We start from the raw sequence: 17392 nt of genomic DNA, 5'->3' as shown, positions 1-17392 counted from the left end.
ACTACAGGCGATGGTAGACCGCGGCACCCCTGCGCCGGAACTCAAGGGGCGATTCACGGCGATTTCACCTCTGTGTGGCACTCGGACGAGTAAATCTTCGTCTGCCGGTAACGCTGCTGGCAGCAGCACTGTGCGGGGATCCATCATCCGGCACTAGGCTGAAAGCAGGCCCAGCTTGCCAGCCAACCTGAATACGCAGGAGTGAGTTTGTGACCACGCTCGAACAGATTTCCGCTTTGACCCAACCGCACCATCCCGATGACTGGACCGAGGTCGACTCACGTGCCGTCGACACGGTCCGGGTCCTGGCCGCCGATGCGGTGCAGAAGGTCGGCAACGGCCACCCCGGGACGGCGATGAGCCTGGCCCCGTTGGCCTACACGCTGTTCCAGCGGGTGATGCGCCACGATCCCAGCGACACCCACTGGCTGGGCCGCGACCGGTTCATCCTGTCGTGCGGGCACAGCAGCCTGACGCTGTATCTGCAGCTGTACCTGGGCGGGTTCGGCCTGGAACTGTCCGACATCGAGTCGCTGCGCACCTGGGGCTCCAAGACCCCGGGGCACCCGGAGTTTCGCCATACCCTCGGCGTGGAGATCACCACCGGACCGCTCGGGCAGGGTCTCGCGTCGGCGGTCGGCATGGCGATGGCCGCGCGCTACGAACGCGGATTGTTCGACCCGGACGCCGCGGCCGGCACCAGCCCGTTCGATCACTACATCTATTGCATCGCCTCCGACGGTGACATCGAGGAGGGCGTCACCAGCGAGGCGTCCTCGCTGGCGGGCACCCAGCAGCTCGGGAATCTGATCGTCTTCTACGACCGCAACCAGATCTCGATCGAGCACGACACGAACATCGCGCTGTCCGAGGACACCCTGGAGCGTTACCGGGCCTACGGCTGGCACGTCCAGGAAGTCGAGGGCGGCGAGAACGTCGTCGGGATCGAGGACGCCATCGAGGCCGCCAAGGCCGTCACCGACAAGCCTTCCTTCATCGCGGTGCGCACCATCATCGGCTACCCGGCACCGACCAAGATGAACACCGGCGGTGTGCACGGTTCGGCGCTCGGCGACGAAGAGGTCGCCGCCACCAAGAAGGTGCTGGGTTTCGACCCGGACAAGACCTTCGAGGTGAGCGACGAGGTCATCACCCACACCCGCAAGCTGGTCGACCGCGGCCGCGAGGCGCACGAGAAGTGGCAGGGCGACTTCGACGCCTGGGCCGCGCGCGAACCGGAACGCAAGGCGCTGCTGGACCGGCTCACCGCGGAGGAGCTGCCCGAGGGCTGGGACGCCGACATCACTTACTGGGAGCCGGGTTCCAAACCGCTGGCCACCCGCGCGGCGTTCGGCCAGGTGCTCAACGACGTCGCACCCAAGCTGCCCGAATTGTGGGGCGGCTCCGCAGACCTCGCGGGCAGCAACAACACCACGATCAACGGGGTCAAGTCGTTCGGCCCGCCGTCGATCTCGACCAAGGACTACACCGCCGACTGGTACGGCCGGGTGCTGCATTTCGGCATCCGTGAACACGCCATGGGCTCGATCCTGTCCGGCATCGTGCTGCACGGGCCGACGCGTGCGTTCGGCGGCACGTTCCTGCAGTTCTCCGACTACATGCGCCCGGCGGTGCGACTGGCCTCGCTGATGGACATCGACACCATCTACATCTGGACGCACGACTCGATCGGTCTCGGCGAGGACGGGCCGACACACCAGCCGATCGAACACCTGGCCGCGTTGCGGGCGATCCCGAAGCTGTCGGTGGTGCGCCCCGGCGATCCGAACGAGACCGCCTATGCGTGGCGCTCGATCATCGCCCGCGGCAACGGCAGCGGCCCGGTTGGTTTCATCCTGACGCGCCAGGGCATCCCTGTCCTGGAAGGCACCAGCTCAGAGGGTGTCGCCCGCGGCGGGTACGTGCTGGGCGGCGGCAAGCCCGCCGATGACGCCGATGTCATCATCATCGCCACCGGATCGGAGCTCCAGCTGGCAGTCGAGGCGCAGAAGATACTGGCGGAGAAGGATATTCGGGCCTACGTGGTGTCGATGCCGTGCGTGGAGTGGTTCGAGGCGCAGCCGAAGGAGTACCGCGACAGCGTGCTGCCGCCGGATGTGTCGGCCCGCGTCGCAGTGGAAGCCGGCATCGCCCAGAGTTGGTACAAGTACGTCGGCGACACCGGCGAGATCATCTCCATCGAGCACTACGGCGAATCCGCCGACGACAAAACGCTGTTCCGCGAGTTCGGCTTCACCTCGGAAGCCGTGGCGGCAGCTGCGGAACGCGCAATCGACAACTGACCGACGACTACACACAAGGAACCCGTCATGGCACAGAATCCCCATCTCGCGGCCCTGGCCGCCGCGGGCGTCTCCGTCTGGCTCGACGACCTGTCCCGGGACCGGTTGCGGACAGGCAATCTGAAGGAACTCGTCGACACCCGCAGTGTCGTCGGTGTCACCACCAACCCGTCGATCTTCCAGGCCGCCCTGTCCAAGGGCACCGCCTATGACGCGCAGGTCGCCGAACTCGCCGAGCGTGGCGCCGACGTCGACGCCACGATCCGCACCGTCACCACCGACGACGTGCGGGAGGCCTGCGACGTACTGCGTCCGCAGTGGGAGGCCTCCGACGGTGTCGACGGCCGGGTGTCCATCGAGGTGGATCCGCGCCTGGCCCGCGATGCCGACAAGACCATCGCGCAGGCTATCGAGCTGTGGAAGATCGTCGACCGGCCCAACCTGCTGATCAAGATCCCGGCGATGGAAGAGGGCCTGCCCGCCATCACCGCCGTTCTGGCCGAAGGCATTTCGGTGAACGTGACGCTGATCTTCTCGGTGGAGCGGCACCGCGCCGTCATGGACGCCTACCTCGCCGGCCTCGAGGCCGCCAGGGAAGCCGGACACGACCTGAACACCATCCATTCGGTGGCATCGTTCTTCGTCTCACGGGTCGACACCGAGATCGACGCGCGCCTGGAGAAGATCGGTTCGCCGGAGGCATTGGCACTGCGCGGCAAGGCCGGTGTCGCCAACGCCCGGCTCGCGTACGCGGCCTATGAGGAGGTGTTCGTCGGCGGCAAGCGGTTCGAACCGCTCGCCGAGGCCGGCGCGTGGGTGCAGCGACCGCTGTGGGCGTCGACCGGGGTGAAGAACCCGGACTACTCCGACACCCTGTACGTGACCGAACTGGTCGCGCCCAACACCGTGAACACGATGCCGGAGAAGACCATCGACGCCGTCGCCGATCACGGCGTGGTCACCGGTGACACGATCACCGGCACCGCGCAGGCGGCGCAGAAGGTGTTCGACGACCTCGACGCCATCGGCATCGACATCCGGGACGTCTTCCTGACACTCGAGAACGAGGGCGTGGAGAAGTTCGAGAAGTCGTGGCAGGAACTGCTCGACGCGACCCAGGGCCAGCTCGACGCCGCCAAATGAGCGACGCCCAGCAGCCGGTACCCGGAGTAGTCGCACCCGCCCCGGCGGGCTGGCATAACCCGCTGCGCGACAAGCGCGACAAGCGGATGCCACGCATCGCCGGGCCGTGCGGCCTGGTGATCTTCGGCGTGACCGGTGACCTGGCACGCAAGAAGCTGATGCCGGCGATCTACGACCTGGCCAATCGCGGGTTGCTGCCGCCGTCGTTCTCCCTGGTGGGTTTCGCCCGGCGGGACTGGGCCGACGAGGATTTCGGCAAGATCGTCTACGACGCGGTCAAGGAACACGCACGCACGCCGTTTCGCCAGGAGGTGTGGGACCGGCTCGCCGAGGGGATTCGGTTCGTCTGCGGGACGTTCGACGACGACGCCTCCTTCACCCGGCTCTCCGAGACCCTGGCGAAGCTCGACGTGGAACGCGGCACAGGCGGCAATCACGCCTTCTACCTGTCGATTCCACCCAAGGCCTTTCCCGAGGTGTGCGAACAGCTCAAGAAGTCCGGGCTGGCCCGCCAGCAGAAGGGTCGCTGGAGCCGGGTCGTCATCGAGAAGCCGTTCGGCCACGACCTGCAGAGCGCGATCGCACTGAATACGTTGGTCAACAGCGTCTTTCCCGAGGAGTCGGTGTTCCGCATCGACCACTACCTCGGGAAGGAGACGGTGCAGAACATCCTGGCCCTCCGGTTCGCCAACGAGCTCTTCGAACCGATCTGGAACAGCCACTACGTCGACAGTGTCCAGATCACCATGGCCGAGGACATCGGGCTCGGCGGACGCGGCGGCTACTACGACGGCATCGGTGCGGCCCGCGACGTGATCCAGAACCATCTGCTGCAGCTGCTGGCGCTGACGGCGATGGAAGAACCGGTCAGCTTCCACCCCAGCGAGGTTCGGGCCGAGAAGATCAAGGTCCTCTCGGCCACGTCGCTGGCCCAGCCGCTGGATCAGACCACCTCGCGCGGGCAGTACACCGCCGGGTGGCAGGGCGGCCAGAAGGTGGTCGGGCTGCTCGACGAGGAGGGCTTCTCCAAGGACTCCACCACCGAGACCTTCGCGGCGATCGCCCTCGACGTGGACACCCGACGGTGGGCCGGGGTGCCGTTCTATCTGCGGACCGGAAAACGTCTGGGGCGCAGGGTCACCGAGATCGCGCTGGTGTTCAAGCGGGCACCGCACCTGCCGTTCGACGCAACCATGACCGAGGAGCTCGGGCAGAACGCCCTGGTGATCCGCGTCCAGCCCGACGAGGGAATCACGCTGCGTTTCGGCTCGAAGGTGCCCGGCAGTGCGATGGAAGTGCGTGACGTCAACATGGACTTCTCATACGGATCGGCCTTTGCCGAAGACTCCCCGGAGGCTTACGAGCGGCTGATCCTCGACGTGCTGCTGGGCGAACCATCACTGTTCCCCGGCAATGCCGAGGTCGAATTATCCTGGGAGATACTGGATCCGGTGCTCGACTATTGGGCGTCACACGGTAAGCCGGATCCCTACGAGTCAGGCACCTGGGGCCCGGAGTCGGCATTCGAGATGCTGCAGCGTTCCGGCCGGGAATGGCGGCGCCCGTGATGAGCGTCAGCGAAGAGCGGAGACGGCGCCCGTGATGAGCGCCAACGAAGAGCGGAGACGGCGCCCGTGATGAGCGCCAGCGAAGAGCGGAGACGGCGCCCGTGATGAGCGCCAGCGAAGAGCGGAGACGGCAGAAGTGATTGTCGACTTGCCGAATACGACCACCAATGACCTCAACAAGCGGATCACCTCGCTGCGCGAGGAGGGCGGCGCGATCACGCTCAGCCGCGTCCTGACCCTGGTGATCGCCCCGGACAGCCTCGATCAGGTCGAGGACGCCATCGACGCCGCGACATGGGCGAGCCGTGAGCATCCCTGCCGCGTCATCGTGGTGGTGCCCGACGACCGGCTGGCCGCCGAGCCACGACTGGATGGCCAGCTGCGAGTGGGCGGCGACGCAGGCGCCGGCGAGGTTGTGGTGCTGAAGATCTCCGGACCGTTGTCGGCGCATGCCAGCAGCGTGGTGCTGCCGTTCCTGCTCCCCGACACACCGGTGGTCGCCTGGTGGCCCGGGGCTGCACCTGCGGTTCCTGCCCAGGATCCCCTGGGCTGCTTGGCAATTCGGCGGATCACCGACGCCACGGGGGCCGCTGACCCACTGGCCTCGATCAAGAGCAGGCTCGCGGGCTACACCGATGGCGACACCGACCTGGCCTGGAGCCGGATCACCTACTGGCGGGCACTGCTGGCCTCTGCCATCGACCAACCTCCCTATGAGCCGGTGACCTCGGCGGTGGTGTCCGGCCTGGAAGACGAACCGGCACTGGACATCCTGGCGGGCTGGCTGGCCAGCCGGATAGACGGCACCGTCACGCGCACCATCGGCGAACTGAAGGTGGAACTGGTCCGGCCGTCGGAGACGGTGACGCTGAGCCGTCCGCAAGACGGTGTCACCGCCACGCTGAGCCGCACCGCCCGCCCCGAGGCGCTACTGCCGTTGCCACGCCGGGAGACCCGCGAATGCCTGGCCGAGGATATGCGTCGTCTTGATGCGGATGAGATCTACCACGAGGCGCTGGCCGGCATCGACAACGTGGACTACTCCTGAGGGGCTCGGCACTGACATGACCCGAATCGTCGAAACCTATCCCGACACCGACGCACTGGTAGCTGCCGCCGGGGACCGGCTGGTCGGGGCGATCACCGGCGCCATCGCCGCGCGGGGGCGGGCACTGATCGTCCTCACCGGCGGCGGTACCGGTATCGGGTTGCTCAAGCACGTCGGCGCACACGACGACGACGTCGATTGGTCCAAGGTTCACCTGTTCTGGGGTGACGAACGGTACGTGCCCGCGGCCGACGACGAGCGCAACGACAAGCAGGCCCGGGAAGCCCTCCTCGACCACATCGCTATCCCGGAGGCCAACATCCATCCGATGGCGTCCAGTGACGGCGAGTTCGGTGACGACCTCGATGCGGCGGCGGCTGACTATGCGACAGTCCTGGCCGAGATTGCCGAACCAGGCGAGCCGGCACCGGTTTTCGACGTCCACCTGCTCGGTATGGGCGGCGAGGGACACGTCAACTCGTTGTTCCCGCACTCAGCTGCCACCCTGGAGACGACCCGACTGGTGGTCGGCGTGGAGGACTCCCCCAAGCCGCCGCCGCGGCGCATCACGCTGACATTGCCTGCGGTGCAGCGCTCGCGGGAGGTGTGGCTGGTGGTCTCCGGCGAGGCCAAGGCCGACGCGGTAGCCGAGGCGATCTGCGGTGCGCAGCCGGCGGACATCCCGGCCGCGGGTGCCGTCGGGCGCGACGCGACGGTCTGGCTACTCGACACCACGGCGGCGAGCAAGCTGCCACACTGAGCCTCATGGTTGACAAGACGCCGCCCCGCAGCGGCCGCGACCGGATCAAGACGCTCGCACAGGCGGCGCTGAACGCCGATGTGACCGTCGATCAGCTCGACACGATCCTGGTCGGCATGAGTGAGGCGCTCACCGATCTGAACAAGACGTTGAGCGGGATGAACGGCACCATGGAGTACTTCGAGGAGACCTTGGGCGTCTTCAACTCGACGTTGACCCGGATCGACGAACTGGCACCGCGCCTGAATGCCATCGTCGCGCGGATGGAAGGCGTCGTCGGGCGCGTCGAGCGGATCGTCGGAATCGGTGAAGCGGTGATGTCACCGCTGGCGGTGACCGAGTCGGCGGTGCGCGGAGTGGTCAACGCGGTGCGGCGGGCCGGCGAGCGTTAGCCGGGCAGCTTCTCGACGTCGAGTCGACGGATGCGGTGCTGGCGGGCGAAGCCGGCGATCGCCGCCTCCGCCGCGCCGTCGGTCAGCTCGTGATCGACCCGAACCAGGTGCGTCGCGCCGAACAGAAGAGCCGGCAGTTCAGGAATGTGGGCAAACTCTTCGCGAACTTTGCGAAGGTAACTACCCGACAAACTGATCGCACTGACCCGCGCGGGAAGTTCCGGACCGCGGAACGCGTGATAATCGACCCCGAGCGGCAGGCCGACGCTCGCGGATGCGGTCTGGGCCGTGCACTGGTCCACCTTCGCGATCGTTGAGGGGTTGATCCCGAAACACTGGAGCATGGCTTCGGCCAAGGCGCGGGCTGATGCGTGTGGCGCGGCGACGAACAGCACATGGGTCACGGTCAATGAGCCTCCGGTCAGCGATGCGAAACCCAGCCGGCGACACCGGTGGCCGACAAATGATGTCACAGTTTCAGCCCGGGCAATACCTGAATATTGCCGATCGCGCCCCCTGTCAAAAGGGTTGTCCCTCAGGCGAACACCAACGGAGGTAACCATCGCACCCGGATCGGGAAACCTGGCAAACCTGGACTGCCCGGCGGCTACCTCACCACCAGCCGTCAGCCGGATCCGCGACGCTCCAGTCGGCCAGTACCGGGGGCGCCACCAGCGGGAGGGGGCCGATCAGGTCGGCCGTGTTGTCCATCGAAACCTCGCCGGGTTGTGTCATACCGAGTTCGACGCTGCCCGGCGGCCGCCGGTTCCCGCGGAGTTCAGCTAGCCGCTGTTGCGCAGCGCAGTCGCCAGACCGCTCATGGTGAGCAGGATGCCGCGCTGCACCAGTTCGTCGGTGTCTCCCGAGCGGTATCGGCGCAGCAGTTCCACCTGCAGGTGGTTCAGCGGCTCGAGGTAGGGGAACCTGTTGAACACCGACCGGGCCAGCGACGGGTTATCGGCCAGCAGGTCGTCGTGACCGGTGATCAGCTTGTGCATGCGAATGGTCCGGTCGTGTTCGGCGACGATCTTGTCGAACACCCGCTGCCGCAGTTCGGCGTCCGCGACGAGTTCGGAGTACCGGGCTGCCAGCCCCATATCGGACTTCGACAGCACCTGGGCCATGTTGGACAACACGGTGGCGAAGAACGGCCACTTGGCGTAGAGGTCCTGCAACACCTCGAGCCTGGACCCGTCCTCGGCGATCCAGTCCTCGATGGCGGTGCCGGTGCCATACCAGCCGGGCAGCATCACCCGCGACTGGCTCCAGGCCAGCACCCACGGGATCGCCCGCAGATCGGAGATCGAGGTGGTGGGCTTGCGGGAGGTGGGACGGCTCCCGATGTTCAGCGACCCGATTTCACTGACCGGGGTGGACTCCTTGAAGTACTCGACGAATCCCGGTGTCTCGTGCACCAATTCGGAGTATGCCCGCTGTGCGCGCGCCGCGAGATCGTCGAGCACCTCGTAGGCCGGCCCGGCGGCGTCACCGAGGCCCTCGACGTCGAGCAGGGTCGACTCCAGCGTCGCGGCCAGCAGCGTCTCGAGATTGCGGTGCGCGATGCGCGGTTCGGCGTACTTGGCGGCGATCACCTCACCCTGTTCGGTCAGCCGCAGCGAGCCGTTCACCGCGCCCGGCGGCTGGGCCAGGATGGCGTCGTAGCTCGGGCCGCCGCCGCGGCCTACCGTGCCGCCACGGCCATGGAAGAGCCGTAGCCGAATTCCGGTCTTACGGGCGGATTCGACCAGGTCGAGCTCGGCGCGGTAGAGCGCCCAGTTGGCCGCCAGGTAGCCGCCGTCCTTGTTCGAATCGGAGTACCCCAGCATGATCTCCTGGCTCTCGCCCCGGGCGTGAACCATCGCCCGGTACAGCGGCAGGTCGAGTATCGACTCCAGGATCGACGATCCGCGCTGCAGGTCGTCGATGGTCTCGAACAGCGGCACGATCCCGACCGGGGCGCACACCTGATCCGAGGAAACATCAAGTAGCCCGGCTTCTTTCAGAAGAATCGCGGCTTCGAGCATGTCCGACACCGACTGACACATCGAGATGATGTAGTTCGGCACGGCCGCAGCGCCGAAGACTCGCACCGCCCGCGCCGCGGCAAACACGATGTCGAGTTCCTTGCGCGCGAGCTCGGACAGCTCGGCATCGTCACGGATCAGCGGGCGGCGGGTGGCCAGCTCGGCAACCAGGAGCTCCACCCGTTCGGGTTCCGGCAGCGACGCATAGTCGGCGTGCACGCCTGCCCATGCCAGCAGTTCGGCGACCACCTGCTCGTGCGTCTCGGAGTTCTGCCGCATGTCCAGCCCGCTGAGGTGAAACCCGAAGGCGTCCACGGCGTCACGAAGCCGCGCCAGCCGGTCGTCGGCCAGCAGCGCACTTCCGTTGCGCCGCAGGGAATCACCAATGACGTCGAGATCGTCCAGCAGTTCACCCGGTGTCACATAAGGCTGCAGCCCGAGGTCGAGGATGCGCTCGGGTTGGCGGTCGAGGATGTTCGCGGAGGTGGCGGTCAGCCTGGCGTGCACCACGCGCAGTGCCCTGCGGTAGGGCTCGTCGGAGCGGGCCGGCTCGTCGAGGTCCGCGGCCAGTTGCTGCAGTTCCTCGGAGGTCTTGACCAGTCGGGCCGACATGGACAGTTCCTGCTCGAGTGCGGTCAGCTCGGCGAAGTAGTGCGCCAGAGCGGTGAAGGCGGCGCTGCCGGTCGCCAGCCGGACGACCTCGGCGGTGACGTTCGGGTTACCGTCGCGGTCGCCGCCGATCCAGGACCCGGGGCGCAGGATCGGCTCGGGCAACAGATCGGCACCCGGCCACCTGGCCCGCAGCGCGTTGCGCACCTCGGCGTTGACCTTGGGGATGACCTCGAAGAGCGCCGCCGGGTAGTAGCGCAGGCCGACTTCGATCTCGTCCTGAATCTTCAAGCGGGACAACCTGATCAGCGCCGTCTGCCAGAGCGTGAGGATCTGCAGGCGCAGCTCGGTTTCGACCGGCCGGCCGTCCTCGGTCTCGTCCTGCCCGTGCAGCCGCAACCGCATGAGCTGGGTGATCCGGTGCTGGGTGTCGAAGACCGTACGCCTGCGGGTCTCCGTCGGATGGGCGGTGATCACCGGCGAGACCAGCGCACCGCGCAACGCCGCGGCGACGGTGTCGGCGTCGAGTTCGGCGGCCTCGAGCTTGCCGTAGGTGGCGGCCAGCGTGCTGTCCTGCGGCGGCTCACCTGCCGCGACGTGGACAGCGCGGCGACGCTCCCGATGGATGTCCTCGGCGACGTTGGCCAGCAGGGCGAAGTGGGTGAAGGCACGGATGACCGGGATGGCCCGGTGGATGTCGATTCCGTCGAAGAGCCGGGCCAGTTCGGTGCGGTCGATCTCGGAGCGCCGGACCCGGAATGACTCCACCCTGGCCCGTTCGACGAGGTCGAAGACCTCCTCGCCGTTCTGTTCACGCACCGTGTCACCGAGGATCGCGCCGAGCAGGCGGATGTCGCGGCGCATCGGTTCGGTGGCCTCCCGCCCGACCTGGGTGCGGTGAACGGCACCGATCGGTTCGAGCGTCACATCAGAGACCTCTGCCATGCGTCCAGTATCGGCGCGGGGTGGCCAGCCCGCAGGACGAGGGGCGGTGAGGCTATCCACAGATCCCGATTCATCCACAGCACGACGCACGAACCGTTGCATGCGAACATGTGTTCGATACCGTGGGTTTATGACCGTGCTCGAACCGCTCACCGCCGAGGCGGCCCACGAGCTGGTTCGCGCCGAACTCGATGCGATCGACGCCGCGTACTCCCGACTGCGGACGACATGTACTGATCTGGCGGGCAATGCTTTTCGGATCGAGATGGCCGAGCGGCTGGAGAACCAGCAGCGGACCAGCCGCGGGCTGTCGTATCGCGTGTTCGGCGAGATCGCCGACCCGGTCGACGGTGCGGACGACGCCCGGCCGCCTGTCGGGGTCAAGGTGCGCGACGAACTGGCATCCCGGCTGCGGCTGACCGCCGGCGAGGTGCGGCGCCGGTTCCGGGTGGCGGCGCGGATCCGCCCTCGACGATCACTCACCGGGCCTCCGGTTGCCCCAGAACTGCCCGAACTCGCCGCCGCGGTGCAAGCCGGCGACATCGGTGACGACCACATCAGCGCCGTGTGCCGGGCGCTCGACCTGCTGCCGGCGTCGGTGTCTGCCGTCGACAAGGACAAGGCGGAACGGGCGCTGGTGCGGCACGCCCGCGAACAGGATTCGCAGTTCGTCACCGTGGTCGGTGCGACGATCGCCGACTGCCTCAATCCCGACGGCAACTTCACCGACGAGGATCGTGCCCGGCGTCGCGGCCTGCTGTTGAGCCGTCAGGGCGCCGACGGGATGAGCAGGCTGTCCGGCTGGCTCGACCCAGAGGCCCGCGCCTATCTGGAGGCGGTGATCTCGGCGGTACGCCCTGGGCGCCACCAGCCCGGTGGCGACGAGCGCGACACCCGGAGCTGCCAACAACGGAGCCACGATGCGCTGAAGCTGGCCTTGAGAGCGGCGATCGGGTCGGGCGCCCTGGGCAAGCATCGGGGAATGCCGGTGACCGTCGTCGTGACGACGACACTGTCCGAACTCGACCAGGCCGCCCGGGCCCTGCACGACCCCAGCGTGCCAATGCCGCCGCCGGCGCGTACGGGCGGGGCGGGGCGGCTACCGATGCGCGACCTGATTCGGATGGCCGCCGGTTCCGTCCACTATCTCGCCGTGTTCGAGGACCATTCCGAACGACCGATCTACCTTGGCCGCTCCAAACGGCTGGCGACGCCGGACCATCGGATCATCTGCCACGCCCGCGACGGAGGCTGCACCAAACCGAACTGCTGTGTCCGGGGATACGACTGCGAAGTCCACCACGCGCAGGCCTGGAGCGCGGGTGGGCCGACCGATGCCGACAATCTGTACTTCGGCTGCGACGGCGACCACGACGCGGTCACCGACGGCGTCTACGACACGACAGTCACCGGAGACGGGCGCATCGCGTGGTCAGACGGCACCGGTCCACCGCGGGTCAACGACGTGCACCATCCCGAGCGATTACTCGAAGACGGGGGCGAGTCCCCGTGAGGTGGGGCAGCGGATCAGGAGTACTTGATCTGCAGTGCCATGCCGATGATGGACACCACCCAGATGCCGGTGACGAACAACGTCAGGCGGTCGAGGTTCTTCTCCACCACGGTCGACCCGGACAGGCTGGACTGCACGCCGCCGCCGAACAGGGTCGACAGGCCGCCACCCTTGGCACGGTGCAGCAGCACCAACAGGACCACCAGGACGCTGGTGACCACCAGGATGATCTGCAGGGTCAAAACCATGGCGCCCAGAATACCGGGTTCGCGGCCCGGTTACGGCAGCGGCCCGCCCGCGGCGATCGCCGAGAGAATGGCGAACTGCTCACCGTCCAGCGACGCGCCACCCACCAGGGCACCGTCGACGTCCTCCTGAGCGACGATCTCGCCGACGTTCTTGGCGTTGACCGAGCCGCCGTAGAGCACCCGCACACCAGCGGCGATCTGGGGAGTTGCGATATTCGCCAGCTCCGCACGGATCGCTGCACAGACCTCCTGCGCGTCGGCCGCGCTGGCCACCCGGCCGGTGCCGATCGCCCACACCGGCTCGTAGGCGATGACGACGTCGGTCAGCTGTTCGTTGGTCAGCCCCGCCAGCGAGCCGCGCAACTGCTCGACGTTGTACTCCACGTGGTTGCCGGCCTCACGCACGTCGAGGTGCTCGCCAATGCAGACGATCGGGATCAGGCCGTGCCGGAACGCCGCGGCGGCCTTGGCGGCCACCAGGGCATCGTCCTCGTGGTGATAGGTGCGGCGCTCGGAATGTCCGACGACGGCGAACGTGCACCCCAGCTTGGCCAGGAACGCACCACTGATCTCGCCGGTATAGGCGCCGGAGTCGTGCTGGGACAGGTCCTGGGCGCCGTAGGTCAGCCGCAGCTTGTCGCCGTCGACGAGGGTCTGCACACTGCGCAGATCAGTGAACGGCGGGATGACGGTGACGTCGACCTTGTCGAAGTACTTGTCGGGCAACGAGAATGCGATCTTCTGGACAAGAGCGATGGCCTCGAAGTGGTTGAGGTTCATCTTCCAGTTGCCAGCGATCAGCGGCTTACGGGACACAGGACTCCTAATTCAGAATCTCGATACCGGGCAGAGACTTGCCCTCAAGGTATTCCAGCGATGCACCGCCGCCGGTCGAAATGTGCGAGAAGCCGTCCTCAGGCAGCCCGAGCTGACGCACAGCCGCCGCCGAGTCGCCGCCGCCCACAACGCTGAACGCGCCCTTGGCGGTGGCGCCGATGATCGCCTCGGCCACCCCCTTGGTCCCCGCCGAGAAGGCAGGGAACTCGAACACACCCATCGGTCCGTTCCAGAAGATGGTGCGCGCGTTGGACAGCAGCGTGCTGAACCGCTTGACCGACTCCGGCCCGATGTCCAGGCCCATCTTGTCGGCCGGAATCTGGTCGGCCGCCACGGTGTCCGGCGGCGAGTCGGCAGCGAACTCCGCCGCGACGACAATGTCGACCGGCAGGTGAATCACGTCGCCGTAGGTCTCCAGCAGCTGGCGGCAGGTGTCGATCATCTCTTCCTGCAGCAGCGAGGATCCCACCGAAAGTCCTTGCGCGGCAAGGAAGGTGAAACACATGCCGCCACCGATGATCAGGCTGTCGGCCTTGGTGGCCAGGTTCTCGATCACGGCGAGTTTGTCGGACACCTTCGAGCCGCCCAACACCACGGCGTACGGCCGCTCACCGGCGGAGGTGAGCTGCTCGAGAACCTTGACCTCGGCAGCGACCAGCGTGCCCGCGTAGTGCGGCAACAGCGTCGCCACGTCGTAGACCGAGGCCTGCTTGCGGTGCACCACCCCGAACCCGTCGGAGACGAACGCGCCGTCATCTCCGACCAGCTCGACCAGCGCCTTGGCCAGTGCCAGCCGCTCGGCGTCGTCCTTGCTGGTCTCCCGCGGGTCGAAGCGGATGTTCTCCAGCAGCAGCACGTCACCGTCGGTGAGACCCTCGGCGCGCGCCAGTGCATCGGTACCGACGACGTCACCGGCCAACTGGACGTGCCGGCCCAGCTGCTCCCCCAGCGCCGCGGCGACCGGGGCCAGCGAGAACTTCGGCTCGGGACCACCCTTGGGTCGACCCAGGTGAGCGGTCACCACGACCTTGGCGCCGGCCTCGGCCAGGGCCTTCAGCGTCGGCACCGAGGCGATGATGCGGCCGGGGTCGGTGATGGCACCGTCGTCGAGCGGGACGTTGAGGTCGGAGCGCACGAGGACGCCCCGACCCGCGACGCCCTCGGCGAGCAGATCGGAAAGAGTCTTGACAGTCATCGCTGTTAGAGCGACTTGCCGACCAGGCCGACGAGGTCGACCAGGCGGTTGGAGTAGCCCCACTCGTTGTCGTACCAGGAGACGACCTTGGCCTGGTTGTCGATGACCTTGGTCAGGCCCGAGTCGAAGATCGAGCTGTGCGGGTCGGTGACGATGTCGCTGGAGACGATCGGGGCGTCGTAGTACTTCAGGATGCCCTTGAGCTTGCCCTCCGCGGCGGCCTTGAGTGCGGCGTTGATATCGGCCGCACTGGCGTGCTTGCTGAGCTCGACGGTGAGATCGGTAACCGAGCCGGTGGGGATCGGCACCCGTAGCGCGTAGCCGTCCAGCTTGCCCTTGAGCTCCGGCAGCACCAGCCCGATGGCCTTGGCGGCCCCGGTCGAGGTGGGCACGATGTTCACCGCGGCGGCCCGGGCACGGCGCAGGTCCTTGTGCGGGCCGTCCTGCAGGTTCTGGTCGCCGGTGTAGGCGTGGATGGTGGTCATCAGACCGCGCACGATGCCGAACTCGTCGTTGACGACCTTGGCCAGTGGCCCAAGGCAGTTCGTGGTGCACGAGGCGTTGGAGATGACGTTCTGGCTGCCGTCGTACTTGTCGTCGTTGACGCCGATGACGATGGTGATGTCCTCGTCCTTGGCCGGCGCCGAGATGATGACCTTCTTCGCACCCGACTCCAGGTGTCCGCGGGCCCGGGCGTCGACGAAGATGCCCGTCGACTCGACCACGATGTCGACGCCGAGGTCACCCCACGGGATCGCCGCCGGACCTTCCTTGACCTCGAACGCCTTGATCTTGGTGTTGCCGATGACGATGGTGTCCTCGCCCTCGAGGCTGACATCCTCCGGCAGCCGGCCCAGGATCGAGTCGAACTTCAGCAGGTGCGCGAGAGTCGTGTTGTCGGTGAGGTCGTTGACCGCCACGATCTCGATGTCTTGGGCCTTGCCTTCGGCCTGCTGCGTCGCCAGGGCCCGGTAGAAGTTGCGTCCGATGCGGCCGAAGCCGTTAACGCCAACCCGGATCGTCACGTCTGTCTCCTTGAGTCGCTTCCAGTGCTCGAGGTCAGCCTAGTAGCGACGCCGACAGCGTGCGCGACCGGTTGCGATGTCCGCTCGATCCGGTTCACGAGCCGGTCTGATCAAGCCTGTCCGAACCGGTCCACCGCTGCCGGATCGACGGCAGCGTCCCGTCCCGTTCCAGTTCGGCCTGCGCCACGTTGATCCGCGCCAACAGCGCCGCGTCGCTGGTGGGTACGGCGATCGCGATCTTCTCGGCGGTGATCCCGCGCTGCACCACCTCCACCCCGGGCAGCGGCCTGACGAGTTCGGTGAGCACCGGCGCCAGCTTCATGAAGGCGTCGCAGCGTCCCGTAGTCAGGTCGCGCAGGACGGTGCGGCCACTGCCGTAGCCATAGACCCGCACCCGCGCGGCCTTTCCTTCGGCGACAAGCCGGTTGGCGATGGGCTGGCTGGTGTTGCCGTGCTGAATACCGATCGTCAGCCCTTCGAGATCGTCCACCGAGTGCACCCCGGGCAGCCGGCCGGTGTCGACGGCCAACGCCTGGCCGGAGATCAGGTAGGGATCGCAGAACGACGCCTTGAGGGCGCGGGAACCGGTGACGGTGGTGCCCGAGGTGACGCAGTCGAACTCGCCCGAGTCGAGGGCGTCGAAGATGCCGTTGAAGTCGCGCCCCTGGTAGGCGATGAACTCCACGGCGCAGGCCAGCCTGCTGCCGATCGCCTCGATCAGATCGACGTCGAGGCCGGCATGCTCACCGCCACCCGTCGAGTGGAACGGCGGATCCGAGAAGGCCGCACCGACGCGCAGCACGTCGTCACCGCCGGTCATGGCGAAACCGTAACGAACGCCGCCGAGGATCGACAGCCGCTTTCCGCGGCGCGTACCGTCGCGCTCATGGCGATCACCCCGGACCTCGGCCCGGTCCGGAGACGCCTCGGACAGGGCTTGTTCGCGATGGTGGCCGGACCGGAAGGCCCGCGCAACCGCGACCGCATCCACAACACCCCCGGACCGCGCTGGTTCGCCCCCGACCGCCCCATCCGCCGGGTGCACGCCGACGCCTCGATGTTCGTCGGGGGCCTGCGCGCGCTGCTGCTGCAGTCGCTGCACCCGCTGGCGATGGCCGGTGTCGCCCAGCATTCCGACTATCGCGGCGATCCGTGGGGCCGGTTGCAACGCACCAGCACGTTCCTGGCGGTCACCACATTCGGGCCCGCCGCCGAGGCGCAACGGGCCGTGGACCGGGTGCGCGGCATCCACCGGCGGGTGCACGGCACCGCCGCCGACGGCCGGCCTTACCGGGCCGACGACCCGCATCTGCTGGAGTGGGTCCACATCGCCGAGGTGGACAGCTTCCTGCTGGCCCACCAGCTCTACGGCGCCGCCCCGCTCGACCAGGACGGGCGCGACGCCTACGTCGCCGACACCGCCCGCACCGCCGAGGCACTCGGCGTCCCGGACCCGCCGCGCACCGAGGCCGAATTGGCCGAGCGCATCGCCGCCTTCCGCCCCGAACTGCACAGCACCGAGGCCGCCCGCGACGCCGCCCGCTTCCTTCTTCTCACCCCGCCGCTGCCGCTGATCGCGCGGATGCCCTATGGCGTGCTGGCCGCGGCATCGGTGGCCATGCTCCCGGCATGGGCCCGGCTGCCGCTGCGTCTGCCTTATCTGCCCCCGGTGGAGGCCACCGGGATTCGCTTCGCCGGCCGCGCACTGGTCGGCACGATTCGCTGGGCCCTTGCCGCGGACCAACCTGAAGTGGCTGCAGCCGAAGAGCTTTCGATCTAACC

Annotated in this window: 16 protein-coding genes; 8 read left to right on the top strand and 8 right to left on the bottom strand. The window is 67.5% G+C overall.

The window, feature by feature from the left end; translation table 11 throughout:
* Positions 1-209 precede the first annotated feature (209 nt).
* The 6 genes from tkt to OG976_RS25680 all read left to right on the top strand — a co-directional run bounded on the left by tkt (position 210) and on the right by OG976_RS25680 (position 7214).
* Positions 210-2303, top strand: coding sequence for a transketolase (tkt, locus tag OG976_RS25705; protein ID WP_328355547.1), 2094 nt, complete (start codon positions 210-212; stop codon positions 2301-2303).
* A 27-nt stretch (positions 2304-2330) separates the two neighbouring features.
* Positions 2331-3446 carry a transaldolase gene (gene tal / locus OG976_RS25700; RefSeq protein ID WP_328355545.1) on the top strand — a complete coding sequence of 372 codons (1116 nt, stop codon included), beginning with the start codon at positions 2331-2333 and terminating at the stop codon, positions 3444-3446.
* On the top strand, positions 3443-5014 hold the full coding sequence (gene zwf / locus OG976_RS25695) for a glucose-6-phosphate dehydrogenase (protein ID WP_328355543.1): 1572 nt from the start codon (positions 3443-3445) through the stop codon (positions 5012-5014). The genes tal and zwf overlap by 4 nt, the downstream gene beginning before the upstream one ends.
* Positions 5015-5150: 136 nt before the next feature.
* On the top strand, positions 5151-6062 hold the full coding sequence (gene opcA, locus OG976_RS25690; protein WP_328355540.1) for a glucose-6-phosphate dehydrogenase assembly protein OpcA: 912 nt from the start codon (positions 5151-5153) through the stop codon (positions 6060-6062).
* 16 nt (positions 6063-6078) lie between these two features.
* Positions 6079-6822: a 6-phosphogluconolactonase gene (gene pgl / locus OG976_RS25685; RefSeq protein ID WP_328355537.1), complete on the top strand. Its 744-nt coding sequence runs from the start codon at positions 6079-6081 to the stop codon at positions 6820-6822.
* Between the two features lie 5 nt (positions 6823-6827).
* The gene (locus OG976_RS25680; RefSeq protein WP_328355534.1) at positions 6828-7214 is read left to right on the top strand and encodes an ATPase; all 387 of its coding nucleotides are present in this window, start codon (positions 6828-6830) and stop codon (positions 7212-7214) included.
* Here the strand turns inward: OG976_RS25680 and OG976_RS25675 are convergent.
* The 3 genes from OG976_RS25675 to ppc form a co-directional block, all read right to left on the bottom strand.
* Entirely contained in the window at positions 7211-7624 is a 414-nt protein-coding gene (locus OG976_RS25675) for a hypothetical protein (RefSeq protein WP_328355531.1), read from the bottom strand. The genes OG976_RS25680 and OG976_RS25675 overlap by 4 nt on opposite strands.
* Before the next feature lie 202 nt (positions 7625-7826).
* Entirely contained in the window at positions 7827-7949 is a 123-nt protein-coding gene (locus OG976_RS25670; RefSeq protein WP_328355528.1) for a hypothetical protein, read from the bottom strand.
* Between the two features lie 47 nt (positions 7950-7996).
* A complete protein-coding gene (gene ppc, locus OG976_RS25665; RefSeq protein WP_328355525.1) occupies positions 7997-10792 on the bottom strand; it encodes a phosphoenolpyruvate carboxylase in 2796 nt (931 codons plus the stop codon).
* Between the two features lie 130 nt (positions 10793-10922).
* Here ppc and OG976_RS25660 point away from each other — a divergent pair, with 130 nt between their 5' ends.
* Positions 10923-12305, top strand: a complete 1383-nt coding sequence (locus OG976_RS25660) for an HNH endonuclease signature motif containing protein (RefSeq protein ID WP_328355522.1) — start codon at positions 10923-10925, stop codon at positions 12303-12305.
* Between the two features lie 14 nt (positions 12306-12319).
* Here OG976_RS25660 and secG read toward each other — a convergent pair whose 3' ends face one another.
* The 5 genes from secG to OG976_RS25635 all read right to left on the bottom strand — a co-directional run bounded on the left by secG (position 12320) and on the right by OG976_RS25635 (position 16430).
* Positions 12320-12553, bottom strand: coding sequence for a preprotein translocase subunit SecG (gene secG / locus OG976_RS25655; protein ID WP_047330334.1), 234 nt, complete (start codon positions 12551-12553; stop codon positions 12320-12322).
* Between the two features lie 30 nt (positions 12554-12583).
* Positions 12584-13369 (bottom strand): triose-phosphate isomerase, encoded by a 786-nt coding sequence (gene tpiA / locus OG976_RS25650; protein WP_328355501.1) that lies wholly within the window; start codon positions 13367-13369, stop codon positions 12584-12586.
* Between the two features lie 7 nt (positions 13370-13376).
* A complete protein-coding gene (locus OG976_RS25645; protein WP_328355498.1) occupies positions 13377-14585 on the bottom strand; it encodes a phosphoglycerate kinase in 1209 nt (402 codons plus the stop codon).
* A gap of 5 nt (positions 14586-14590) precedes the next feature.
* A complete protein-coding gene (gap, locus tag OG976_RS25640; RefSeq protein ID WP_328355493.1) occupies positions 14591-15610 on the bottom strand; it encodes a type I glyceraldehyde-3-phosphate dehydrogenase in 1020 nt (339 codons plus the stop codon).
* A 94-nt stretch (positions 15611-15704) separates the two neighbouring features.
* Positions 15705-16430: an ABC transporter substrate-binding protein gene (locus tag OG976_RS25635; RefSeq protein WP_328355490.1), complete on the bottom strand. Its 726-nt coding sequence runs from the start codon at positions 16428-16430 to the stop codon at positions 15705-15707.
* A 66-nt stretch (positions 16431-16496) separates the two neighbouring features.
* Here OG976_RS25635 and OG976_RS25630 point away from each other — a divergent pair, with 66 nt between their 5' ends.
* Positions 16497-17390, top strand: a complete 894-nt coding sequence (locus OG976_RS25630) for an oxygenase MpaB family protein (RefSeq protein ID WP_328355487.1) — start codon at positions 16497-16499, stop codon at positions 17388-17390.
* Positions 17391-17392 lie beyond the last annotated feature (2 nt).

Source organism: Mycobacterium sp. NBC_00419, from assembly GCF_036023875.1.
GTDB lineage: Bacteria > Actinomycetota > Actinomycetes > Mycobacteriales > Mycobacteriaceae > Mycobacterium.
The sequence above is the reverse complement of the archived record's forward strand: the minus strand, read 5'-3'. Positions and strand labels throughout refer to the sequence as shown.